The following is a 24,096-nucleotide window of genomic DNA, read 5'->3' as shown; positions in this document are numbered from 1 at the left end:
CTACCCGCCCTGGGCTCCTGCCTTCGCAGGAGCACGGCATTGCTGAGAACAGGCTATTACTGCCCGAAACGTCCGTCCTGCGCGACCTTCACGGCTTCCCGCGCCGCGGCGAACAGCGCGCCGGCCTTGTGCTCACATTCGCGCTGTTCATAGGCCGGCTCGGAGTCCGCGACGATGCCCGCGCCCGCCTGCGCGTGCAGCACGCCGTCCTTCACCAGCGCGGTGCGTAGCACGATGCAGCTATCCATGTTCCCGTCCGGCGAGAAATAGCCGACGCCGCCCGCATAAGGCCCGCGCGTTTCCGGCTCCAGCTCGGCGATGATCTCGCAGGCGCGCACCTTGGGCGCGCCGGAGACCGTGCCGGCGGGGAAGCCCGCAAACAGCGCATCGAGCGGATCGTGCTTAGGGTCGAGCTTGCCGACGACATTGGAGACGATGTGCATCACATGGCTGTAGAATTCGATGGTGTAGCTGTCCGTCACCTTCACCGAGCCGGCGCTGGCGACGCGGCCGACATCGTTGCGCCCCAAGTCGAGCAGCATCAAATGCTCGGCGCGCTCCTTGGGATCGGCGAGCAGCGAATCACGATTCTCAGCATCCTCGCTGGCCGTCTTGCCGCGCGGTCGCGTGCCCGCAATCGGCCGGATCGTCACTTCCCCATCGCGCACACGGACCAGAATCTCCGGGCTGGAGCCGGTGAGCGCGAAGCCGGGCAGATCGAGATGGTAGAGGAAGGGCGAGGGATTGATCCGCCGCAGCGCCCTGTAGAGGTCGATGGGCGGAAGCGGGAAGGGCGTGGTGAAGCGCTGCGCCAGCACGACCTGAAAGATGTCGCCCGCGACGATATAGTCCTTGGCCTTGCTAACCATGTCCGCATAGGCGCCGGGCTTCATCACCGGGGTCGGCGTGATGGCGGCAAGGTCGATGGCGGGCGCCTGACCGGTCTGCGCGGCGAGCGGCCGGGCGAGCTGCGCCGCGACATCCTCGATGCGCCCCACAGCCGTATCGATCAGCGCGTCGATGGCGGCCTCGCCAGTGCCGAGCCGGTCGGCCCAGGTCGGCGCGACGATGTAAAGCGCGTCTGCCAGCCGATCGAACACCAGCACCACCGTCGGGCGCACGAACAGCATGTCGGGCGTGCCGAGGCCATTGTCGGCCGGGCGCGGCAGCTTTTCGACCAGGCCGAAGGTCTCATAAGCGAAATAGCCGACGAGGCAGGCGAGCGCAGCCGGCAGCGCCGGGTCGACGTCTGCCCGGCATTCCGCCACCAGATCGCGCAGCGCGGCGAGGGGATCACTCTCCAGCGGCGTGAAGGCGGTCCGGTCGGTCCGCCAGTCGCGGTTGATCTCGGCGCTGCGCCCAGTGGCGCGAAACACGAGGTCCGGCGCGATGCCGATCAGGCTGTAGCGCCCGCGTACTGCGCCACCCTCCACCGACTCGAGAATGAAGTCGCCCCGTTCCGGCTCGATCAGCTTGAGTGCAGCGGAGACCGGCGTTTCTGTATCCGCGATCAGCCGCGCCCACACGAGCGCGGAGCGCCCGGCGGAGAGGGCCGCGCGTGCGGCGTCGATGCTGTCCTGCGCGATGGTCAACGGGTCCGCCTTATTCCGCGCTGCCGCCATAGGCGCGGCGCAGTTCCTGCTCCACAGCCGCCATGGCCGCCTCGCTGCGCTTCACGCCCAGCTCTTGCTGGATCGCCGTGACGAACTGCTGCGCATATTCCCCGCCCAGCACATTGCTGAGGCCGGCCGCGGTGGATTGCATCAGCTGCGGCACCTGTGTGGGATCATTCTGCGTGATCTTGTCCAGGCGCACGACGATGAAGCCCTGATTATTCTCCAGCGGCACCATCTGCGTTCCGCCCTGGCGGATGCTGAACAGCGCCTTCAGCGGCGGGGGGATCTGACCGCCCTGCTGGTTGATATCGGCGCGGCGGGCGGAGAGCGGCTGGCGCGGCGCGTCGGCGATGCCGAGCTTGGCGAGCAGCGGCCCCGGCTCGGCGCCCTTGCCCAACTGCGCCGCGAGCTGCGTGGCGATTTCGCGCGCCTTGCCAACGCCCTGCGCCAGCTTCCAGGCCGCTTCCACAGCGGGCTTCACCTGCGCGAAGGGCGGCGGGCCGGCGGGCACCACTTCGGCCACGGTCAGCAGCGCGGCTTCCTCGTCGGGCTTCACCGGCACGATCTGCGCATCGTCATCCTGGCGCGCGGCAAAGCCGCCTTCGAGTAACGCCTGCAGCGTCGCGTCCGGCTTGAACGCCGGGTCGCGCAGCGACTGGCCGTTGCGCACGATCAGCGGCGTCTCGACGATGGTGAGGTTGTGCTCCTTGGCGATGTCGGTCAGCGTCGCGCCGGCGCCCAAGCGGCCATCCATATCGTTCAGAAATTCGCTAAAGAGCTGGCGCTCCTTGATCTGGCGCACTTCGGCGGACAGCTCCTCGCGCGCTTCGGCCAGCGTCTTGCCCGGCACGTCACGCTGGGCTTCCACGCGCAGCACTGCCCAGCCGGCGGGCGAGCGGACCGGACCGACGATGCCCCCCTGCGCGGCGGCGAAGCCGGCCTTGGCGATCTCCGCATTCATCTGCGTGGCAAGCTGCTTTTCGTCCACGCCATCGACGCGCGAGGCGGCGAGGCCGAGGCTCTTGGCGACGTCCTGCAGCGACTGGCCGGCCTTCGCCTTGCCAGCGGCGTCCTTGGCGAGCGCTTCTGTCGCGAGGATCAGCTGGCTGAAATCGCGCGTCTTGCGGCCGGCGAACTGGCTCTGGCGGCTCTTGTAGAGATCGGCGATTTCCGCGTCGGTCGGCGTCGCCTGGGGCTCGAAGCGAGCGAGATTGACGAGCGCGTAGCGCAGCTGGCGCTGCTCGGGAATCGCGAACTGGCTGCCATGCTGCTTGTAATAATCCTGGAGTTGCGCCTCGGTCGGCGCGGTCTGCGGCGCGAACCTGGCGGCGGAAATCGCGAACATCTCGCCGGCGCGTTCCTCGATCAGCATCGCGGCATAAGGCGGCACCATGCTGGCCGGCGCCTTGGTGCCCACGCCCACCGGCTGGAGCAGCTGCTGCTGGATGATCTGCGCGGCAATATCGTCCCGCAGATCCTGCTCGGAGACGCGCTGCTGGGCGAGCATCTGGCGGAATACCGTCTCGCTGAAATTGCCGGTTGCGTCCGTGAAGGCGGAATTGCGGGCGATCTCCGCATCGATGAGCGCCTTGCTCACCCGCATCCCGTGCTTCTCGCCATAGGCAATCAGCGAGCGCGAGGAGATCAGCTCGTCGGCCACGCGCTTAAGGCCGCCTTGGGCCAGGAACTGGTCGATGGTCAGCGCCGGATTTTCCTGCCGCTGCCGCTCGAACACCATCTGCGTGCGGCTCTGCAACTCGGCGACGGTCAGCGGGCGGTCGCCGATCTTGGCGACGTCCGTCTTGGAGCTGCCGCCGAAACTGACGTTGTTGCCAGTGAGATCGCCCGCGATGAAGGCAAAGGCGATGATCGCGAGAAATCCGATTGCGAACACGCCGCCAAATTTCGAACCGAGAAGACGACGGAAAATCTGCATGGGGTCTTTGTCCAGAAAGGCGGCGAAAGGCTGGGGGCTGCTTTAGGGCGGGCGTCCGACGGCATCAAGCCTTTGCGCGCTCGGCTGTCCATGGGGCTTCCGCAGCCATGCGGTGCCGGCTGGACAAAGCCGTTCTGCCCGTTCATCCGGGCCGCCAGATCATTGATCACCTGTGCAGGAGAGTGAAGCTATGACCGTCCGCCGCAAATTCGTCGCCGGCAACTGGAAGATGAACGGCCTCAAGGGGCAGCTTGGCGAGGTATCCGCCATTGCCGAGCTTGCCGCCGCCCGCAACGATATCGATGTGGCGCTCTATCTCCCGGCCACGCTCATCGCGCCCGCCGCGCCGCTTGGCGGCGCCGTGCTCATTGGTGCGCAGGATTGCCATCAGGCGGAGGCCGGGGCCTATACCGGCAATCTCTCGGCCGCCATGCTGGCCGAAGCTGGCGCGCGCGGCACGCTGGTCGGCCATAGCGAGCGCCGGCAATATCAGCGTGAGAGCAATGCCGATGTCGCCGCCAAGGCGCTCGCCGCGCACAAGGGCGGTCTCTCGGTGGTGCTGTGCGTGGGTGAGACGCTCGATACGCGCGAGCAGGGCGACGATGTGGCGCACGCCTTCGTGGCCGATCAGCTTGTCGCTTCGCTGCCCGAGGGCGCCGATCCGCAATGGCTGACCATCGCCTATGAGCCGGTCTGGGCGATCGGCACCGGCAAGGTCGCCACCCCGCCGCAGATCGCGGCCATGCACGCCGCGCTGCGCGCCGCGCTCGTGAAGGCGCTGGGTGCGGAGGCCGGCAATGCCATGCGCATCCTCTATGGCGGCTCGGTGAGCGGCGACAATGCGGCGGACATCCTCCACACCGACAATGTCGACGGCGCGCTGGTCGGCGGGGCCAGCCTCACCGCCGCCAAATTCGGGCCGATCATCGCTGCAGCCTGATCGGCATCGCTAAACCGGTCGCGAGCCGGTAGATAAGCGCCCATGTCCACGCTCGCCGCCACTGCCATCGTCTGCGCCGTTCGGGCGCATGGCGAGCATGGCGCGATCGTGCGGGCGCTCACGGCGGATGCGGGGCTGGTCGCGGGCTATGTGCAGGGCGGCCGCTCGAGCCGGATGCGCCCGGTGCTGCTGCCCGGCAATATCGTGCGGGGCACCTTCCGCGCCCGCACGGCCGATCAGCTCGCCAGCCTCTCGGCCGAGCTGGAGCATAGCCGGGGGCCGCTGCTCGCCGAGCCGCTGCCCGCCGCGGCCATCGATTGGGCTTGCGCCTTCACGGCGGTGACGCTGCCGGAAGGCCATCCCTATCCGGCGCTCTTCGCCGCGCTGGGCGCGGTGCTCGACGCGGTGGAAGCCGCGCCCGCCGCGCGTGGCTGGGCCGTGGCGCTGGTGCGCTACGAGCTGCTGCTGCTCGCCGAGCTGGGCTTCGGACTCGATCTGGCGGAATGCGCCGTCACCGGCGCGCGCGAGTGGCTGGCCTATGTCAGCCCGCGCACCGGGCGCGCGGTGACGGCAGCGGCGGCGGGCACGCATCGCGACCGGTTGCTGCCCCTGCCAACCTTCCTCACTGAGGGCGGGGAAGCCGGCTGGCCGGATATTCTCGCCGGATTTGACCTGACCGGCCATTTTCTCGCCCAGTCGTTGTTCGATCCACGCCGGTCTGACGTGCTGGCCGCGCGCGAGCGGCTGATCGAACGGCTCAAAAGAGCGGTTGCGTGACCCGGCCTGCTTGAGGCAATGGCTCAGCCCACATCCTCAGGGCCGGCGCGCCTGTCTCGCAGCACCGCCCGTCTTCAGATTGAGAAAGGGAAACCCATGCTCGTTGCGATCCTGCCCGGAGACGGCATCGGACCGGAAGTCACCGCGCAGGCCAGGCGTGTGCTCGATGCGCTGGCGATCCCCGGCCTGACCTATGAGGAAGCGCCGGTCGGCGGCGCGGCCTATAAGGCGGAGGGTCATCCGCTGCCGCCCGCTACGCTCGATCTGGCAAAGCGCGCCGATGCGATCCTGTTCGGCGCGGTGGGCGATCCCGATTGCGATTCGCTTGAGCGCGCCTTGCGGCCAGAGCAGGCCATTCTCGGCCTGCGCAAGGAGCTGACGCTCTTCTCCAACTTGCGCCCCGCAAAGATGTTCGCCGAGCTGGCCGATGCCTCCACGCTGCGCAAGGAAGTCGCCGAGAAGATCGACCTGCTGATCGTCCGCGAACTCAATGGTGACGTCTATTTCGGCGAGAAGGGCATCCGCAAGACCGCCGACGGCCTGCGCGAAGGCTATGACATCATGTCCTACAACGAGGCCGAGGTGCGCCGCATCGCCCACAGCGCCTTCCGCGCCGCGCAGGCGCGCAGGGGCAAGCTCTGCTCGGTGGACAAGGCCAATGTGCTGGAAACCAGCCAGCTGTGGCGCGACGTGGTGATCGAGGTTGCCGCCGAATATCCCGATGTCGAGCTGTCCCACATGTATGTCGACAATGCCGCCATGCAGCTCGTGCGCAATCCGGGGCAGTTCGATGTGATCGTGACCGGCAATCTGTTCGGTGACATTCTCTCCGATCAGGCGAGCATGTGCGTCGGCTCCATCGGCATGCTGGCCTCGGCCTCGCTCGATGCCAACGGCAAGGGGCTGTACGAGCCGATCCACGGCTCCGCGCCGGATATTGCCGGGCAGGGCAAGGCCAATCCGCTGGCGACGATCCTCTCCGCCGCGATGATGCTGCGCTTCTCGCTCGATCAGGCGCAGGCGGCCGATCGCATCGAGGCGGCCGTGGCCAAGGCGCTGGCCGGTGGTGCCCGCACTGCCGACCTTGGCGGCTCAATGAGCACGTCTGCCATGGGCGATGCTGTGCTCGCGGCGCTCTGACGCCATTGGATTGACCGGCCCCTGACAGGGTCTAGAAGGCAACGTCATGAAGAGACAAACCGGACAGGATCGTTCCCGCACCAGCCGCTGGCGGCCCGCGACACAGGCCGTGCGCGGCGGCACCTGGCGCTCCGAGCAGGGGGAGACGAGCGAGGCGCTCTTCCTCACCTCGGGCTATACCTATGACAGCGCGGAGGAAGTCGCTGCCCGCTTCGCCGGGGAAGCGACGGGGATGCAATATTCCCGCTTCCAGAACCCGACGGTGCAGATGCTGGAAGAGCGCATTGCGCTGATGGAAGGCGCCGAGGCGTGCAAGGTGCAGGCGAGCGGCATGGCGGCGATGACCAGTGCGCTGCTGTGCATGCTGAGCGCGGGCGATCATGTCGTCGCCGGGCGCGCGGCCTTCGGCTCGTGCCGTTGGATCCTCTCCAATGTGCTCAACCGCTTCGGCATCACGCACAGCGTCGTCGACGCGCGGGACAATGATGCGTGGGAAAAGGCGATCCAGCCCAACACCAAGGTGTTCTTCTTCGAGACGCCGGCCAATCCCACGATGGACATCGTCGATCTGGAGCATGTCTGCGGCCTCGCCCGTGCCCATGGCATCACCACGGTGGTGGACAATGCCTTCGCGACGCCGGTGCTGCAGCGCCCGCTCGATTTCGGCGCGGATGTCGTGGCCTACAGCGCCACCAAGCTGATGGACGGGCAGGGCCGGGTGCTTGCCGGCGCCATTTGCGGCACGGATGCGTGGATCAACGGCGTGCTCTCGCCTTTCCAGCGCAACACCGGGCCGATCTGCTCGCCTTTCAACGCCTGGGTGGTGCTGAAGGGACTGGAGACGCTGGACTTGCGTGCCCATCGCCAGTCCGAGAACGCGCTCAAGGTCGCGCGCTTCATGGAGCAGCGTGGCGTGGATGTGCTGTATCCCGGCCTGCCGAGCCATCCGCAGCACAATCTCGCGATGAAGCAGATGAGCGCCGCCGGGCCGATCTTCTCGTTCAACCTCGCTGATCGCGGACAGGCGATGGCGCTGCTCAATGCGATGGAGCTGTGCGACATCTCCAACAACATCGGCGATTCCCGCACGTTGCTGTGCCATCCCGCCTCCACCACCCATAATAATATGGGGCCGGAGGGCCGCGCCGAGGCCGGCGTGGGCGAGGGCATGGTGCGCATCAATGTCGGGCTGGAAGACCCGGAGGACATCATCGCCGATCTGGATCAGGCATTGACCGCTGTCGGCCTTTGAGTAGGGTCGGTCTCGGGGCCAGGCAGGACACAGGACGGGTCGTAGCATGAATGCCTTGATGAACGCCCTTTTCGCCTATGCCGAGACGACGCATGACGTGACCGTGCGCGTGTCCGTCAACTTCCTCTCCGAGCAATCGGAGCCGGACATGGGCAAGTGGTTCTGGGCCTATCACATCCGCATCGAGAATGGCCGCAAGGCGCCGGTGCAGTTGCTCACGCGCCACTGGACCATCGCGGACGGACGCGGCGCGCTCTACAAGCGCGAGGGCAAGGGCGTCGTCGGCGAGGAGCCGGTGATCCATCCCGGCGCGGCTTATGATTACGTCTCCGGCTGCCCGCTCTCCACGCCGACCGGCTGGATGGAAGGCAGCTACCAGATGCTCGATGCCGGCGGCAGCCTGCTGGATGTGCGCATCCCCCGCTTCGCGCTGCAGGCGCCGGCGGTCTCGGGATGAAGCGCACCCACCTGCCGCTCAACGGCCTGCGCGTGTTCGACGCGGCGGCGCGGCATCTCTCCTTCACCCGCGCGGCGGATGAGCTGGCGGTGACGCCCGCCGCCGTCGGCCAGCAAATCCGTGCGCTGGAGGATATGCTCGGCGTCGTGCTGTTCCGTCGCACGCCCCGCGGGCTGGAACTCACCCCGGAAGCGGAGGCGGGGCTTCCTGCGCTACGCAGCGCCTTCCTGGAGCTGGAGGAATCGGTCCGCGCCATGCAGGCCGGGCAGAGCAGCCAGCATCTCACCATCGCCGCCCCCCGCGACCTCACCGCCAAATGGCTGAGCGCGCGCCTCGCCGCCTATGCGGCGCAGGAGCCGGGCGTGCAGTTCATGCTCGTCGCGGCGGATGATGCGCTGGATTTCACCGAAGCCAATCTCGATCTCGCCTTGCGCCTGACCAACGGTGCCGGCGAGCATGAGGGCGTGCCGCTCGGGGGCTCGCGCTTCGTCACGGTCGGCGCGCCGGGCGGCGGCGGACTGGAATCGCCCATCGCCTGGCCCGGCTGTCCGGTCGATGACGGCAAGGCCGTCGTCCGCGTCGCCGATGCCGGCCTTGCCATCGATGCCGCAGCCAACGGCCTCGGCCGCGCCTGCGTGCCCGCGCTGCTGGCGGAAGCGGATATCGCCACCGGCCGCGTGGCCGCGCTTGGCGAACCGCGCAACGGCCCCGGCTACTGGCTTATCGCTCCGCTCCCGCAATGGCGCCAGAAGAAGGTGAAAGCCCTAGTGGCTGCCCTCAGTGAGGGCTGAGGCGAGCGGTTCTCGCGCCGACTACCCTCTCACCGTTCGCCCTGAGCGAAGTCGAAGGGTGAAGCCGAGCGCAGCGAGGTTCGCTTGGCTTCCGCTCAGCAGGGCCCTTCGACTTCGCTCAGGGTGAACGGAAAAGGGAAGAGCGGGATTTACTCCCACCCCTACCCCCGTTCGTGTCGAGCGAAGTCGAGACACCATGCGCAGTTCTGGCGTGTCTCGACTTCGCTCGACACGAATGGAACGCGGGCATGATACTCCGGCCCGCCCAACCCCCCTAGCTGCCCTCAGCCCGCTGCGGCGGGAAGAACGGCTCCGGCTCCGGCGTCACCATATTCCCGCGCATCAGTGAGCGCCCCGCCGTGATCCCCCCGACCAGTTGCAATTCCACCCGCTGCGCATCGCGCTCGCGCACGTCCTCGATTGCCTCGCGTGCGTCGTCCTCATCCACGCCGAGGTCCGTCAACACCGCCTCGCTGAAGGCCAGCGCGGATTCGAACGTCTCGCGGATCTGATAGTCGACGCCCGCCTTGATCAGGCGCAGCGAATGGCCGCGGTCAAAGGCGCGCACATAGAGCTTGGCGAGCGGGAATTCATGGCGGCACAGCTCGACGATCTTGTCGGCCACATCCGGCTTGTCGACGCAGACGAGGATCGCCTCGGCCCGCCCTGCGCCGGAGGCATGGAGCACGTCCAGCCGCGTGCCATCGCCATAATAGACCTTGAAGCCGAAATTGCCGGCCGCCTGAATCATCTCGACATCATTCTCGATCAGCGACAGCTCGAAGCGCCGCGCGAGCAGCGCCTGGCTCGCCACCTGCGCGAACCGGCCGAAGCCAATGCACAGGATGCGGCCGGTCAGGTCCTTGGCCTTGTCGACGCCGTCGAGCGAAACCGGCGCGTTGCGGCGCATCCGGCTCTGCACGATCAGCACCAGTGGCGTCAGCGCCATGGAAAGGATGACGATCGCGCTCATGATCGCCGCGATGCGCGCATCGAACAGGCCCACTGCCAGCGCGGCGCCATAGAGCACGAAAGCGAACTCGCCGCCCTGCGCGAACAGCGCTGCGCGGTGGCTCGCGGCGCTGTGGGCCGAGCCCATCAGCCGCGCGACGGTATAGATGCCGATCGCCTTGACGACCATGAAGGCGAGGACGCCGCCCAGCACCAGCTGCCACTCGCGCAGCACCGTCGAGAGATCGAGCGACATGCCCACGCTGATGAAGAACAGGCCGAGGAGGATGCCGCGAAACGGCTCGACATCCGCCTCCAGCTCATGGCGATAGCTGGATTCGGAGAGCAGCACGCCCGCGAGGAAAGCGCCCATCGCCATCGAAAGCCCGGCGGCATCCAGCAACACGGCCGATCCCAGCACGATGAGCAGCGCCGCGGCGGTCAGCACTTCGCGTGCGCCGGCCCGCGCGATCAGGCCGAACAGCGGATCGAGCAGCCAGCGCCCAGCCGCGATCAATGCGGCCAGCGCCGCCAGTGCCAGGCCGATGCTCTGCCACACCGGCGGTGCGTCTTCCGCGCCCGTCGCGCCATGGAACGCCGCCCAGAAGGCGACGAGCGCCAGCAGCGGCACGATGGCGAGGTCTTCCAGCAGCAGGATGGAGATCGCCTTCTGGCCTTCCTCGGTGCCCGCGTCCCCAGCTTCGTTCAGTATCTGCATGATGACGGCGGTGGAAGAGAGGACAAAGCCCATCGCGCCTGCCGCCGCCACGGCCGGAGGCAGGCCGGCCGTCATGCCGAGCAGGGTCAGTAGCGCACCGCACGCCAGCACCTGCGCCGCGCCAAGGCCGAAGATCTGCTTGCGCAGGTTCCACAGCTTGCGCGGCCGCATCTCTAGGCCGATGATGAACAGGAACATCACCACGCCCAGCTCGGCGATGTGCAGCAGCGCTTGCGGATCGTTGATCAGCCCCAACCCGAAGGGACCGATGGCGAGGCCGGCGGCGAGATAGCCCAGCACCGATCCGAGGCCCAGCCGCCGGAACAGCGGCACCGCAATCACGCCGGCCCCCATCAGGATGATGGCCTGCCCCAGCCCGAAACCCATCGATGCGTCCGCCATGCTGTCCGTCCCAATCCCCGGCAGCCGTCAGGCCGGCGCGGTCAGCGCGGACAATCGGGCGGTTCCATGCTCGATGAGGCAGATCTCAGCAGCCCGTCCGCGCGTTCATCGACCGGGCAACCTTGGATGGTCAGTGCAGCAGAGTCAAACCGCTGCGCGAACCCTCCTAAGCCCTTCCCTTTCAGGGGAGGGGTTGGGGTGGGGAGCAAGCTCGCACCTGTGCCTGCCGTTGAGGCAGCGACACATCACTCATCCCCACCGCCTGACTTCAGACCGCCTTCAAACCGAGCAACTCCCGCGACTCCGCCGCACTCATCGGCTCGATGCCCATCTCGTTCATGATGCGCACCTGCCGCTCGATCAGCTGCAAATTGGTCGCCTTCACGCCGCGCGAATAATAATGATTGTCCTCCAGTCCCACGCGGACATGGCCGCCGAGCAGCAGCGCCTGCGTGGTGGCCGGAAGCTGGGCCGGGCCGATGCCGGAGATACACCAGATCGACTGCGGCGGCAGGCACTTCACCATGAAGTCGAGAATGTCGGTGCTGTAGGGCATCGCGCCCTGAAAGCCTTTCTCGCCGCCCAGCACGATGTTGATGTAGTAGGGCGGCTTGTCATAGCCCTTCTGGATCAGGCGCGTGACGTCCTGCAGGATGTGGTCGGGCGAGAAGACCTCCCACTCCGGCTTGATGCCCTTGTCGACCATGGCCTTGACCAGCGTTTCGCAGCGCGAGGGTGGTGTGATGACCAGCACGTCCTTGCCGCTGATCGTGTCGACCACGGTCACACCGTCGAAGGTGCACATTTCCGCGCCGCCCTCGGTGCCCTTGAGACGCTCCTCGAAGCTGTTCTCGAACATGCCGTCGGGCCGCTCGATGAGCATGTCCCCGCTGTTGCCACCGCCCGTGGAGTTGTTGAGGATGATGTCGCACTTGGCGCGGATGCGCTCGTTGATGTCGCGATAGATGGCCGGGTTGCAGGTCGCCTCGTCGTCCGGGCGCCGCGCGTGGATGGCTGCTATCGAGGCGCCGGCCTTGTAGCAGGCATAGACGTCATCGGCGATTTCCTGCGGCTGGGTGGGCAGCGCCGGGTTGGCGCTCTTGAAGGTGGTGCCCCCGGTGGGCGCAATGGTCACCATGCGGCGATCGCTCATATTCCGGCTCCTCTCGAAAAGTCTCGTGCTGCCGCTGCTGCCCGCTTGTCCTCCGCCGGTCAAGCCATGCGCGATGGTTGACGTTGATAAAGTCCGAAAAGCCGCTCAGCGGAGCAGGCGATTGATCAGCGCGACCAGCTCGGCTTCCCGATTGGTGCCGGTCTTCTCGAACAGGCGCTTGATCTGGATGTTGACCGTGCCAAGGCTCGTGCCGCGCTGCTGGGCGATCATTTCGCGGGAGGTGCCTTCAGCCAGCAGCATGGCGATCTCGGTCTCGGCCCGCGTCAGGCCCATCATGCGCTGCAATGCCTGGCGCTCCATCGCGCCAATGTTGCCAGCCGCGCGTACAGTGACGAGCACCCGCGGCTCGAAACCGAGCGCGGCGGGTTTGGCCGGCAGGCGGAAGATCTCGCACAGGCGGCGCTGGGCGATAGGGCGCTGCTGGCCCAGCCACACCCCGCAACTCGGCAGCGCCAGGTCACCTGCCTGCAGCATCGCGCCGATCTGCATCCGCAGCTCGCGCGCTTCGGCGCTGTTGGGCGCGGTCAACCGCTCATCGCGCAGCATGATCAGATCTTCGGCGCGGAGCAGCGCCTCGCCGGCGCGGGTGGTGGCGCACACCCGGCCCAGCCCGTCGCACACGAAGGCGGCGGTGTTCATCGTGTCCAGCGATCCGGCGAGCAGCTTTGCGCCTTCGCCTTCCAGCGTGCGCTGCATCCGGACGGCGGACTGCATCAGCGGCGCGGCCTGCGTGAAAACGGCGCGATCAGCCTCGGTGGTACGCCCATCCTGATAGGTACGCAGAACGGCCAGTCCGACCATCACCTGCCCGTCATTGACGAGCACCACCTGGCAGCCATGTGGCATGTTGGCGTCATGCGTGAAGTCGTCATAGATGTCGGTGTTCTGCGCGGCCTTGATGGCATCATAATGATATTCGTGGCGCACATCGAGCGGACCGCTGGCAGCGGCGACCCGCCAGTTTCCATGGGAATAATTGGCAACCTCGCTGTCAAACTGGCGGCAGAGACGCTCGTTCACCGGATCAGTGAGGAGGTTGAAGGCCAGCGTGGTTGGCGATCCGATCCCGAGCAACTGGCCGGACAAGGACCGCGTCTCTCTGGCGAGCGCACGCAAGGCGCCCTCCCAGCCGCCCTCGGTGAGAGGCGCACTCAGGATAGCTTCGGTCAGACTGGGCAGCGCTCTTCCCAAAAGCGATCAATCCTCCCACCCCCGCGACCGAGCCTCCCGGCGTTCGGTAGCGACCTAAGCTCCATGAAAAAGCAGGGTCGTGGCGTCAACCACTGGTTTCGACGCGAGGAGCGGATTGATCCAATCCGGGATTGCGCGAGGGATGGGGTCAGTCCACCCAGTCGAGACCGATGTCACGATAAACGTGGCGGTCCTCGTCCCAGCCTTCCTTCACCTTCACATGCAGGTAGAGGTGGACGGGCACGCCCAGCAGGCTCGACAGTTCGGCCCGGGCCTTGCTGCCGATCTCCTTCAGCCGCTGCCCGCCCTTGCCGAGAATGATGCCGCGCTGCGTTGCCCGCGCGACGAGGATCTGCTGGTGGATCTCTACCGACCCGTCGGCGCGCTCCTTATATTGCTCGGTCTCGACCGCGCTTTGATAGGGCAGTTCGTCGTGGAGCTGGTGATAGAGCTGCTCGCGCGTGATTTCGGAGGCGAGCAGGCGGTCTGTGGCATCCGAAACCTGATCCTCGGGGAAATGCCATGGCCCTTCCGGCACGGCGGCGGCCATGGCGGCCTTGAGGTCGACCAGCCCGTCCGCGGTGGTGGCGCTCACGAAGAAGGTCTCAGCGAAATCCACCCGCTCGTGCAGGCGCTGGGTCAGCGTAAGCAGCTTGTCCTTGGCGGCGATGTCCACCTTGTTGACGATCAGCCATTTTGTTTCGCGCCGCTGGGACAGGCCGTCGAGGATCGGCTCCATCTTGGGCCCAAGGCCGGCGCGGCCATCGACGATGAGCGCGATCAGGTCGGCATCCTGCGCGCCGCCCCACGCGGCCTGCACCATGGCGCGGTCGAGCCGCCTGTCCGGCTGGAAGATGCCCGGCGTATCGACGAGGATGATCTGCGCAGGACCCTCGATGGCGATGCCCATTACCCGCGTGCGGGTGGTCTGCGCCTTGGGGCTGGTGATCGCGATCTTCTGGCCGACCAGGGCATTGGTCAGCGTGGACTTGCCCGCATTCGGAGCCCCCACGACCGCGACGACGCCGCAGCGTTGATGGTCAGGCGATGGCGTTGAGGTCACTGGTCACTCCGTCGGGCGCATGGCGCGCGCTGGCTGAAAAGGGGGTGCGGATCATGCCTTGAGCTTGGCGAGCAGGGCAATGGCGGCGGCCGTCTCGGCCTCCTGCTTGGAATGGCCCTCGCCCTGCGCCTCACCCGCACTGCGGATGGACACCGAGATGGTAAAGCGCAGGGCATGTTGCGGCCCGCTGCGCTCCAGCAGCTCATAATGTGGCGGCTGGCGGTTATGGGCGGCCGCCCATTCCTGCAGCGCGGATTTGGGGTGCTTGGGCGCGCTGGCCTGTCCCTCGACCATCGGCTCCCACATGCGGTGGATAAACGCCCGCGCGGCATCCATGCCGATGTCCAGATACATGGCGCCGATCAGCGCTTCCACGACATCGCCGAGCACATTGTCGCTCTCGACCGCCCCGTCGTCGCGCGCCTGCTTGCCGAGGCGCAGATGCGTGCGCACGCCAATCTCGCGAGCAACCTGCGCGCAGCTAGTGCCGGTCACCAGCTGATTGAACCGGCGGGAGAGCTGGCCTTCCTTCTCGGCGGGAAAGCGGACGTAGAGCCAATCGGCCATCACCAGCCCCAGCACCCGGTCGCCCAGAAACTCCAGCCGCTCATAATGGGTCGCGCTGGCGCTGCCATGGGTCAGCGCCTGCTCATAGAGCGCCCGCTGCCCCGGCGCCTGACCGATAAGGCCGGCGAGCCAGGCGTCGAGATCGGCCGTGCTCAAAAGCCTTCGCCGATGCGTTCAGGCCGGGCAGCGGTGAACCATGTCCAGGGCAGGAGCAGATTGGCCGAACCGTCGGTGGAGAAGAAGCTGACCAGCGCCCTCCCGATCAGATGGTCGATCGGCAACGGCCCGACGCCCCGGGCGTCGACGGGAATGCGGCTGTCGGCACTGCGGTCGCGATTGTCGCCCATGACGAAGACGTGGCCCTCCGGTACAACAGAGACGGCGCTATTGTCCGCCGGACCGTCGATAAGGTCCAGCACTTCGTAGCTTTTTCCGTTCGGCAGCGTCTCGCGATAGCGCGGGTAGCGGCAAAAGGCCTCGCCCTTGGCGTCCGTGAACTCGAATTCCTCGATGAAACAGGGCGAGGGGCTGCGCTCGGTATTGGCTGCCTGCAGCATGTTGGCCGTCACGGGGATCACCAGATCATCGATTCGCCGCTTGGGAATGGCCTTGCCGTTCAGATAGACGACGCCGTCCTGCATCTGGATGGTATCGCCCGGCAGGCCAATAACGCGCTTGATCCAGTCTTCCTTGGGATTGCCCGGCGAGGCGAACACCACCACGTCCCCGCGCTCGGGCACCTTGCCCATCACCCGCCCCTCGAACAAAGCGGGCTGAAACGGGAAGCTGTAGCGCGAATAGCCGTAGGACCATTTGGAGACGAGCAGATAGTCGCCGATCAGCAGGCGCGGCTGCATGGATTCGGACGGAATATTGAACGGCGCAATCAGCAGCGAGCGGATCGCCACCACGATCACCACAAGCTTGACGAGGAACCACAGGAAATCCCGTGTCTCGGATTTGTGGGACATCGAAAGGCAGCTTTCCAGACAGGTTCGTCGCGATGACGGGAATATAGCGTCTTTGCGGGGCGGGGGTGGCGGCGTCAAGCATTGTGGCGCGCTTCGCACGTGCAATAGGCCTGCGCATTGGATATGCCGCCCCTTAATGAAGCAACGCCAGACCGGAGCGCTTACGCACCATGACAGACCCTGATCGCATCACCGCTTGCTGGACCGACATCAAGGCGGCGCCGATTCCCGATCTGCGCAGCCTGTTCCGCGACGATGCGGATCGGCTGGCGGGCCATGTGGTCGAGGAGGCCGGCCTGCGCTTCGATTTCTCCAAGACGCACCTTACCGAGACGACGCTCTCGGCCTTCGAGGCGCTGGCACAGGCAGTTGATTTTAACGGCAAGCGCGCGGCGATGTTCGCCGGCGAGGTTATCAACGTGACTGAAGGGCGCGCTGTCGAGCACACCGCCGAGCGGGGCGAGGGCAACCCGGACAGCGTGGCCGCAGCACGCGAGCACAAGGTGCGGATGCGCACGCTGATCGACGCGATCGAGGCCGGCGCGCTCGGCGAGATCCGCCACATCCTGCACGTCGGCATCGGCGGATCGGCGTTGGGGCCGGATCTGCTGGTCGATGCGCTTGCCCGCCATGCCGACCGCTATGACGTCGCCATCGTCTCCAATGTCGATGGCGTGGCGCTGGAGGATGCGATGGCCCGGTTCGATCCGGTCTTCACGCTGCTCGTCATCGCCTCCAAAACCTTCACGACCACCGAGACGATGCTCAATGCCGCCAGCGCGATCGCGTGGATGACGCAGGCCGGGGTGGACGATCCCTATGGCCAGGTCATCGCGCTCACCGCCGCGCCGGACAAGGCCATCGAATGGGGCGTGGACGAGACACGCATCCTCGGCTTTTCCGAAAGCGTGGGTGGGCGCTATTCGCTTTGGTCTTCCATCGGCTTCCCGGCCGCGCTGGCGCTGGGCTGGGATGCCTATGAGGCGCTGCTGGAGGGTGCTGCGGCGATGGACCGGCATTTCCGCCACGCCGACGCTCGCGACAACGCCCCGCTGCGCGCTGCCTTTGTCGACCTGTTCTATGCCCGCGTCATGGCCTGCCAGACCCGCGCCGTCTTTGCCTATGACCAGCGGCTGCGGCTGCTGCCTTCCTATCTCCAGCAGCTGGAGATGGAGAGCAACGGCAAGTCGGTGAAGGCGGATGGCAGCCCGGTCGATGGACCGACGTCTGCAATCACCTGGGGCGGTGTCGGCACGGATGCGCAGCACGCGGTCTTCCAGCTTCTCCATCAGGGTACGCATGTCGTGCCGGTGGAGTTCGTCGCGGTGACCGAACCGGGCGACACGCTCGATCCTGCCCATCACCAGATCCTGCTGGTCAATTGCTTCGCGCAGGGCGCTGCGCTGATGCAGGGCCGCGAGAATGCGGCCGATCCGGCCCGGGCCTATCCGGGCAACCGCCCCTCGACGACGATCCTCATCGATGAGCTGAGCCCGCACACGCTGGGCGCGCTGATCGCCTTCTATGAGCACCGCACTTTCGCCAATGGCGTGCTGATGGAGATCAACAGCTTCGACCAGTTCGGGGTGGAACTCGGCAAGGAGATCGCCAAGTCCATCGAACAGAACGGCGCGCAGGGGTTCGACCCTTCGACCATGGCGCTCATAGAGCGCGCACTCGGCTAAGCGCGCCTCAAATCCTCCCCATACATGGGGAGGTGGCAGCGCGCAGCGCTGACGGAGGGGGCGGGCGAGACCCCCTCCACCGTCTTCGGCGGTCCCCCTCCCCGCGAGCGGGGAGGATCTGGCTAAGTCATCGTCCTTATGTCGCAGCCGCCGGACGTTCCGGCCGCTTGAGCAGCATGTTGATCACCAGGATCGAGAGGAAGAGGATGAAGGGGCAGATCGCCGCGAGCGCATAGGTGCGTACGGCGGGGATGCCGCTCGCAAGGATCGCACCGCCGATCAGCGGGCCGACGATGCCGCCGATCTTGCCGACCGCCGATGCCCAGCCGCCGGCGCTCGCCCGGATCGCGCTCGGATAATAAAGCGCGAGCTGGCTGATGATCGCCGCATGGCAGCCACCGACCAGCATGCTCTGCACCACGATGGTCGGCAGCAGCATCGCGCGCGGAATCCATTCCATGCCGATGCCGACGGCCATGGGCACGATGAGGAGCGTGCAGGCAGCAGCGAATTTGAGGCCATAGCGGGCGGAGAAGCGCATGATGACCACGCCGGCAACCGCGCCGAGCAGCGCGCCGATGGCCGAGACGTTGGCGGCGGTTTCCCGCGCCACGTCCATCCGCTCCAGCACCAGCGGGCCGAAGGCGGATTTAAAGAAGATGCCGAGGGCGCTGGCGCCATAGCCGATCCAGATGATCGGTGTGAGCAGGCGCAGATTGCCGACGAACAGGTCGCTGAAGCGGAAGTTGCGCTTGTGCTTGCCCTCGTCGGCGAGAATGAACTGGTCGTCCGCCTGCACGTCGATGCTCTTGTCCAGCCGCTTGATGGTCGCGACGATCAGCTCGGGCTTGATGCCCTTGCTGGCCAGGAAGCGCGGGGATTCCGGCAGGAAGATCGCGATGGCGAGCGCGCAGACGACCGAGCCGATACCGCCGGCGAAATACACGCCTTCCCAGCCATGGATGGGTGCGATCATGTTGGTGAGCGGGGCGGCGGCCGCGCTGCCGAGGCTGAAGCCCATCATGATGAAGGCGATCACCGTTGCGCGCAGCTTGGGTGGCACGAATTCGACATTGAGCGCCCAGGCGAGCGGCAGCGCGCCGCCAATGGCCAGCCCATCGAGGAAGCGCAGGGTGAGCAAAGCGGGATAATTGGTCGCGAATCCGGTGAGGAAGGTCAGGATGCCAAAGGCGAAGGTGCACATGATGATGGTCGGGCGGCGGCCGATGCGGTCGCCGACATAAGTGAAGATCAACCCGCCGACGACCATGCCCACCGTGCCGGCCGAGAAGGCATTGCCGATCTCGATGTCGGTCAGTTGCAGTTCGTCCTGCATATAGGGGGCGGTGAACGACATCATCATCATGTCCAGCCCGTCGAACAGCGTGACGAGCCAGGAGAGCATGATCAGCAGATAGTTGAAGGGCGTGAGCTTGCGTCCGTCGAGCAACGTCGCAAGATCAACCGTTTTTGCCGCTCTGGCCATACCGCAGGCATCTCCCTCTTCGCGCAGATTATCCATATCTCGCCGTCCTTTGCCGGGACTGCGATCATTTCGCTACCTGTTTAGCTACATCTGAACTAATAATTAGCAAGCTCTCTATACACGAGCGAAAATTTGTTGCCTTGACTATGAAGCAAGGCGAATCAGTGAGGAGAGAATGTCAGATGGCTGAAGAGCAGACGCCGAAGGTCCGTCAGGTTCGCCAGTCGGAGGATCGTTTTCTGGCCTCTGACGTGTTCGAGACGGGTGGTCGGGTGCTGCCGCGGGCCAATGGCACGGGGACCTGGGTCGAGCCCGCGCGCGAGATCCCGGTGTATCACAGCTGCGACGTGCTGGTGGTCGGCGGCGGGCCTTCGGGCACGGCGGCGGCCTGGGCGGCGGCGCAGGCCGGGGCCGATGTGGTGCTGATGGAGCGCTATAATCATCTGGGCGGGCTTTCCACCGGCGGCCTCGTCATCTGGATCGACCGGATGACCGACTGGACCGGCCGCCAGGTCATCCAGGGCTTTGCCAATGATGTGCTCGGGCGCTTGCCCGCCGCTGGCCTTGCCGGACCACCGCGCGCCGACTGGGGCTCGCGCGATCCCAAGAAGGCCAGCTACTGGGGCCAGCGCACTGCGGCGTTCCACGGCACGGTCTGCTGGTCGCCAACGCTCGATCCCGAGCGGTTGAAGCTGATCAGTCAGGAGATGCTGCTGGCAGCCGGCGTGCGGCTGGTGTTCCACAGCTGGGCAGCGGTGCCGATGGTCGCCGACGGTAAGGTCGAGGGCGTGGTGTTCGAATCCAAGGCCGGACGTCAGGCGCTGCGCGCCAAGGTGGTGGTCGACACCACTGGCGATGGCGACATCTTCGCGCGCGCCGGGGCCGAGTTCGACACCGACATCGAGGAAGGCGACGTCCATCACAGCGCCAACACCGGCTTCATGCTGGGCGGTGTGGACATGGACCGCTGGCTGGCCTTCCGCGCCAATGAGCCCGAGCAATATGCCGAATTCGCCAAGCTCGGCCGTGAGCGCCTCGGCTTCTTCCAGCCGCCTTATGTCTCCTGGCGCAACGACATCGCGCTGTTCCTCGGCCCGCGCCAGTCCGGCCTGTCAGCGCTGGACGTGGATGACCAGACCGAACTGGAGATCCGCTCGCACCGCTTCATGCAGACGCATTGCGAGTTCTTCCTCGAGCATGCGCCGGGCTTCGAGCAATGCTATATGCTGCAGAGCGGCTCGCAGCTTGGCGTGCGCCACACAAGGCGTCTGGCCGGCATGGGCAAGATCCTGCGCAGCCAGTGGGCCGACGGCATTGCGCTGCCTGACGAGGTCGGCGTCAGCCCATCGGTCAGCCTCAAATATCCGGTGATCTCGGTGCCCTATGGCGCGCTGGTGCCGCGCAAGCTCGATGGCTTGCTGGCAGGCGGCAAGCACATCAGCTGCGATGCCAACTCGCATGGCTTCATGCGCGAGATCCCGCAATGCTGGCTGACCGGACAGGCCGCTGGCGCCGCAGCCGCGCTCAGCGTGAACGCCGGCGTCCAGCCGCGCGCGCTGGATGTGGCCAGCCTGCAGGCAGAGTTGCGCAGGCAGGGCGTGTTCCTGCATGACCAGGCAGGCAAGATGCCGGAAGCCGAGCAGGCCGCCGCGGCGGAATAATCCCGTGAATTGAGAGTATTGATGACTGACAGCGCGACCCTATCCCGCCCCGACCCGAGCGAACTGACCCGTCTCGGCAAGCCCTCCGGCGCCTGGACCGGCACGCTCGGCGGGGGTGCCGAGGGCCTCACCCGGCGGCTGGGACCGGCGCAGCTCGACGCGCTGGACGCTGCCGTCCGCGCCACGCAGGGCCGCGCGCCAACATCCGTTACGCGGGAGGATTTCGGCGCGCCGGCGATCGCGAGCCTGATGGCAGCGGTGAATTACGACCTGATGGCCGGGCGCGGCGCCGTGTTGCTGAGCGGGATCGACATCGCGCGCTACGATCTGGAGGCGTTCCAGCGCCTGCACTTCGGTCTTGGGACGCATCTGGGCCGTGCCGTGGAGCAGAGTGCGCGCCACGATCGCATCGGGCTGGTGCGCAAGGAGCCCAATCCCGAACGGCGCGGCTATCTCAATGATACCGAGCTCGGGCCGCACACCGACTATCACGAGATCCTCAGCCTCGCCTCCGTCGTCACCTCGCCGGAAGGCGGGGTGAGCGGGCTGGTCAGTGCCGCTGCCGTCTATGCGGCGATCCAGGCAGAGCGGCCGGACGTTCTGGCGGTGTTGGAGGAGGGCTATTATTACCCGACAAGCCTGGAGAGCGTCACCGATTACAAGGTGCCCAGCTTCTCCGTGATCGACGGGCATATCGGCATCTACAATTATGTGCTGTTCATTGTGCAGGCCGCACAGATCAGGGGCGAGCCGGTGCCGGAGCGTTTCGTGGAGGCGTTGCGCGTCCTGATGCGCATGGCGGCGCGGCCGGAGCTGAAGGTGTCCTTCACCCTGCAGCCGGGGGAGATGATCTTCTGGCACAATTTCCGGGTGATGCACTCGCGCACCGGCTTTACCAACACGCCCGGTCGCGAGCGGCTGCTGCTGCGGCTCTGGCTGGAGGCGCACGAGCGCTACCCGCTCGCGCAGGGCTATCGCGAGATCGGCCGCTTGCTCGAGCAGCAGCATGCGCAGGGCTGGTCGATGCTGGTCAATAGCGATGAAAGCCTGCGGGCCGCCGGAACCTTGATCCGCGGATAACGCGCCAACTCCGCGCGTAGGGAACCACTGCGCCGTCTTGGCATTTCCCGTCTTTTCCGGCTCCCGGCGAACATTCTCGGCGCCCGTGTGTTTTGCTGGTACAAAGGGGCAGGGAAGAGGCCAATGATCAACCGGCAGGTGCTGCTCGCAGACAAGGTGTATGTCGAACTGGTGCGCAGCCTGTTCGTCAATGTGACGCCGTCTGCCATCATGGCGGTCGCCTTTACCCTCAGCGTTGCCCTTATTGTGAACGAGACGCGGGACCGGCTCACGCTGACGCTCGGCGTGGCCGGGGTGCTGGCGATGGGGGTGCGGATCATCGTCACGCTGCGTTTGCGCGGACAGGCGCTCGCCAGCGACCTTCATCCGGTCCGGGCCAGACAGCTCGAGCTCATGTTCCTCATACCCCAGCTCAGCTTTGCCCTCGCGCTTGGCCTGTTCAGCGGGCTTGTCATCCTGCAGAAGTCGGACGGGCAGCCATTGATGGTGTGTCTGGTCGTCGGCTTCTGTGCCGGCCTCGCCGCCGGGTCGGGCCTGCGCCCCCCCGTTGCCGTGCCGGGCATGCTGGCGGCCAGCCTCCCCACCGCTCTGGCCGCCTTTATCCGTGCCGATGCCATGTCGATCGCCACCGGCGCCTCCATTCTGGCCTTCCTCTATGCCGGCGCGCAGAGTCTCGCGACGCGGCATGAGTCTGCCGTGACGGGGATCAGCAAGCGGCTGACCTCCGGGTCATTGGCCCGGCGCGATCCTTTGACCAACCTGGCCAATCGCCTTGCCCTGCGCGAGCGGTTCGATGAGGCCGTGGTCCTCAAGCGGGGAAAGGGGATCGTGGCCGTTCACTATCTCGATCTCGACGGGTTCAAGCCGGTGAACGACACCCACGGCCATGCCGCCGGCGATACGCTGCTGCAGATGGTGGCCAAGCGGCTGAGCAGCGCCATCCGCAGCGAGGATATCGTGGCGCGGCTGGGCGGCGATGAGTTCGTCATCGTCCAGTTCGGCCTCGATAAGGCGGAGGATGCCACGCTGCTGTCCGATCGCGTCGTCCGCGCCATCGCGCAGCCCTTCGTCATCGAGGGCAACCGCATCCGCATCTCCACCTGCATCGGCACCGCGACGGCGCGCGCCGAGGAGAGCCACATGGAAGTGCTGATGCGCGAGGCGGACGAGGCGCTCTATGCCGCCAAGCGACGGCGCGCTCAGGCACAGGCAGCACGCGCGTAGTTTCCGCGGCCTTTGCTGACGCGAAATGGAAGAAGTGGCGACCCCGGCAGGATTCGAACCTGCGACCATTCGCTTAGAAGGCGAATGCTCTATCCGGCTGAGCTACGGGGCCACGGAACGATCCGCTAACCGCATCGCCGGGCGTCTGGCAATGGCAAAGCGATGCCGCGCGCGGTTTTGCGTGGGAGCAGGGGGCTGCAAGATCGATTGCAGGGCGCGATATCGCGCGGCATAGTCCCGCGCCATGCCTGCTCCCTCTGACGCCGCGTCCACCGCGACTCCGCTCCCGATCGCTCCCCATTCGATCGCCCATGTCGATGCCAGCGCGCTCGCCGGGCACAGGCTGCAATATTATGATTTCGTGATGGCTGCCTTCGTTGCGGTGCTGCTGCTCTCCAACGTCATCGGCGCCGCCAAGCTGGCAAGCCTGTGGGGGTTCACCTTCGGCGCCGGCATCCTGTTCTTTCCTTTAGGCTATGTGCTGGGCGATGTGCTGACGGAAGTCTATGGATACGCCCGCGCCCGGCGCTGCATCTGGGCCGGCTTCGCCGCGATGCTGTTCATGGCCCTGATGAGCTGGGTGGTCGTCTCGCTGCCCCCGGCGGACGGCTGGGACGGGCAGGCAGCCTATGAGTCGGTCTTCGGCCAGGTGCCGCGGATTGTCTTCGCCTCGATCTTTGCCTTTTGGGCCGGTGAGCTGACCAACAGCTTCGTGCTCGCCAAGATGAAGCTGCTGACCAAAGGCAAGCATCTGTGGACCCGCACTATCGGCTCGACCATCGTCGGGCAGGGCGTCGACAGCCTGCTCTTCTATCCGCTGGCCTTTTATGGCCTGTGGTCCACCGATCAGGTGCTGACCGTGATGGTCACCAATTGGGCGCTGAAAGTAGGCTGGGAAGCGGTGCTGACGCCGGTCACCTACCTCGCCGTCAATTTCTTCAAGCGGCGCGAAGGGCTGGACGTCTATGATGAGCAGACTGACTTCACGCCGTTCAAGGCGCAGGTCTGACCAGC

Annotated in this window: 20 protein-coding genes and 1 tRNA gene; 11 read left to right on the top strand and 10 right to left on the bottom strand. The window is 66.3% G+C overall.

The window, feature by feature from the left end; all coding sequences use genetic code 11:
* Positions 1-56: 56 nt before the first annotated feature.
* Together M2331_RS12545 and M2331_RS12540 are read right to left on the bottom strand one after the other, a co-directional pair.
* Complete coding sequence (locus tag M2331_RS12545) at positions 57-1,592, bottom strand: anthranilate synthase component I family protein (protein WP_264614671.1); 1,536 nt, start codon at positions 1,590-1,592, stop codon at positions 57-59.
* A gap of 10 nt (positions 1,593-1,602) precedes the next feature.
* Positions 1,603-3,552, bottom strand: a complete 1,950-nt coding sequence (locus M2331_RS12540; RefSeq protein ID WP_181560588.1) for a peptidylprolyl isomerase — start codon at positions 3,550-3,552, stop codon at positions 1,603-1,605.
* 190 nt (positions 3,553-3,742) lie between these two features.
* Between M2331_RS12540 and tpiA the strand changes: the two genes are divergently transcribed.
* The 6 genes from tpiA to M2331_RS12510 all read left to right on the top strand — a co-directional run bounded on the left by tpiA (position 3,743) and on the right by M2331_RS12510 (position 8,909).
* Positions 3,743-4,492: a triose-phosphate isomerase gene (gene tpiA / locus M2331_RS12535; protein ID WP_181560587.1), complete on the top strand. Its 750-nt coding sequence runs from the start codon at positions 3,743-3,745 to the stop codon at positions 4,490-4,492.
* Between the two features lie 42 nt (positions 4,493-4,534).
* A complete protein-coding gene (gene recO, locus M2331_RS12530) occupies positions 4,535-5,269 on the top strand; it encodes a DNA repair protein RecO (RefSeq protein ID WP_181560586.1) in 735 nt (244 codons plus the stop codon).
* A gap of 96 nt (positions 5,270-5,365) precedes the next feature.
* A complete protein-coding gene (gene leuB / locus M2331_RS12525) occupies positions 5,366-6,409 on the top strand; it encodes a 3-isopropylmalate dehydrogenase (protein WP_181560585.1) in 1,044 nt (347 codons plus the stop codon).
* A gap of 46 nt (positions 6,410-6,455) precedes the next feature.
* Entirely contained in the window at positions 6,456-7,661 is a 1,206-nt protein-coding gene (gene metZ / locus M2331_RS12520; RefSeq protein WP_181560584.1) for an O-succinylhomoserine sulfhydrylase, read from the top strand.
* A gap of 58 nt (positions 7,662-7,719) precedes the next feature.
* The gene (gene apaG / locus M2331_RS12515; RefSeq protein ID WP_181560583.1) at positions 7,720-8,118 is read left to right on the top strand and encodes a Co2+/Mg2+ efflux protein ApaG; all 399 of its coding nucleotides are present in this window, start codon (positions 7,720-7,722) and stop codon (positions 8,116-8,118) included.
* Complete coding sequence (locus tag M2331_RS12510) at positions 8,115-8,909, top strand: LysR family transcriptional regulator (protein ID WP_181560582.1); 795 nt, start codon at positions 8,115-8,117, stop codon at positions 8,907-8,909. Before apaG ends, M2331_RS12510 begins: the two co-directional genes overlap by 4 nt.
* A gap of 274 nt (positions 8,910-9,183) precedes the next feature.
* On the opposite strand, the gene M2331_RS12505 is transcribed toward M2331_RS12510, so the two are convergent.
* The 6 genes from M2331_RS12505 to lepB all read right to left on the bottom strand — a co-directional run bounded on the left by M2331_RS12505 (position 9,184) and on the right by lepB (position 15,946).
* Positions 9,184-10,980 carry a monovalent cation:proton antiporter-2 (CPA2) family protein gene (locus M2331_RS12505; RefSeq protein WP_181560581.1) on the bottom strand — a complete coding sequence of 599 codons (1,797 nt, stop codon included), beginning with the start codon at positions 10,978-10,980 and terminating at the stop codon, positions 9,184-9,186.
* 268 nt (positions 10,981-11,248) lie between these two features.
* Positions 11,249-12,133, bottom strand: a complete 885-nt coding sequence (locus tag M2331_RS12500; protein WP_181560580.1) for a 3-keto-5-aminohexanoate cleavage protein — start codon at positions 12,131-12,133, stop codon at positions 11,249-11,251.
* 105 nt (positions 12,134-12,238) lie between these two features.
* A complete protein-coding gene (locus M2331_RS12495) occupies positions 12,239-13,270 on the bottom strand; it encodes a helix-turn-helix transcriptional regulator (RefSeq protein WP_181560579.1) in 1,032 nt (343 codons plus the stop codon).
* A gap of 223 nt (positions 13,271-13,493) precedes the next feature.
* On the bottom strand, positions 13,494-14,408 hold the full coding sequence (era, locus tag M2331_RS12490) for a GTPase Era (protein WP_181560578.1): 915 nt from the start codon (positions 14,406-14,408) through the stop codon (positions 13,494-13,496).
* Positions 14,409-14,459: 51 nt separating this feature from the next.
* Positions 14,460-15,131: a ribonuclease III gene (gene rnc / locus M2331_RS12485; RefSeq protein ID WP_181560577.1), complete on the bottom strand. Its 672-nt coding sequence runs from the start codon at positions 15,129-15,131 to the stop codon at positions 14,460-14,462.
* Positions 15,128-15,946: a signal peptidase I gene (gene lepB, locus M2331_RS12480; protein ID WP_181560576.1), complete on the bottom strand. Its 819-nt coding sequence runs from the start codon at positions 15,944-15,946 to the stop codon at positions 15,128-15,130. The genes rnc and lepB overlap by 4 nt, the downstream gene beginning before the upstream one ends.
* A gap of 170 nt (positions 15,947-16,116) precedes the next feature.
* On the opposite strand from lepB, the gene pgi reads away from it, so the two are divergent.
* The gene (pgi, locus tag M2331_RS12475) at positions 16,117-17,631 is read left to right on the top strand and encodes a glucose-6-phosphate isomerase (protein WP_181560575.1); all 1,515 of its coding nucleotides are present in this window, start codon (positions 16,117-16,119) and stop codon (positions 17,629-17,631) included.
* A 136-nt stretch (positions 17,632-17,767) separates the two neighbouring features.
* Here the strand turns inward: pgi and M2331_RS12470 are convergent, their stop codons facing one another.
* Positions 17,768-19,153 carry an MFS transporter gene (locus M2331_RS12470; RefSeq protein ID WP_264592383.1) on the bottom strand — a complete coding sequence of 462 codons (1,386 nt, stop codon included), beginning with the start codon at positions 19,151-19,153 and terminating at the stop codon, positions 17,768-17,770.
* A gap of 146 nt (positions 19,154-19,299) precedes the next feature.
* On the opposite strand from M2331_RS12470, the gene M2331_RS12465 reads away from it, so the two are divergent.
* The 3 genes from M2331_RS12465 to M2331_RS16595 all read left to right on the top strand — a co-directional run bounded on the left by M2331_RS12465 (position 19,300) and on the right by M2331_RS16595 (position 23,082).
* Entirely contained in the window at positions 19,300-20,778 is a 1,479-nt protein-coding gene (locus tag M2331_RS12465) for an FAD-dependent oxidoreductase (protein ID WP_181560574.1), read from the top strand.
* Between the two features lie 21 nt (positions 20,779-20,799).
* Complete coding sequence (locus M2331_RS12460) at positions 20,800-21,858, top strand: TauD/TfdA family dioxygenase (protein WP_181560573.1); 1,059 nt, start codon at positions 20,800-20,802, stop codon at positions 21,856-21,858.
* A gap of 123 nt (positions 21,859-21,981) precedes the next feature.
* Complete coding sequence (locus tag M2331_RS16595; protein ID WP_181560572.1) at positions 21,982-23,082, top strand: diguanylate cyclase domain-containing protein; 1,101 nt, start codon at positions 21,982-21,984, stop codon at positions 23,080-23,082.
* A 35-nt stretch (positions 23,083-23,117) separates the two neighbouring features.
* Here M2331_RS16595 and M2331_RS12450 read toward each other — a convergent pair.
* Positions 23,118-23,194, bottom strand: a tRNA-Arg gene (locus M2331_RS12450).
* Positions 23,195-23,326: 132 nt separating this feature from the next.
* Between M2331_RS12450 and M2331_RS12445 the strand changes: the two genes are divergently transcribed.
* Positions 23,327-24,091 carry a queuosine precursor transporter gene (locus M2331_RS12445; RefSeq protein ID WP_181560571.1) on the top strand — a complete coding sequence of 255 codons (765 nt, stop codon included), beginning with the start codon at positions 23,327-23,329 and terminating at the stop codon, positions 24,089-24,091.
* Positions 24,092-24,096: the final 5 nt, after the last annotated feature.

The organism is Sphingobium sp. B10D7B (assembly GCF_025961955.1).
Taxonomy (GTDB): domain Bacteria; phylum Pseudomonadota; class Alphaproteobacteria; order Sphingomonadales; family Sphingomonadaceae; genus Sphingobium.
The sequence above is the reverse complement of the archived record's forward strand: the minus strand, read 5'-3'. Positions and strand labels throughout refer to the sequence as shown.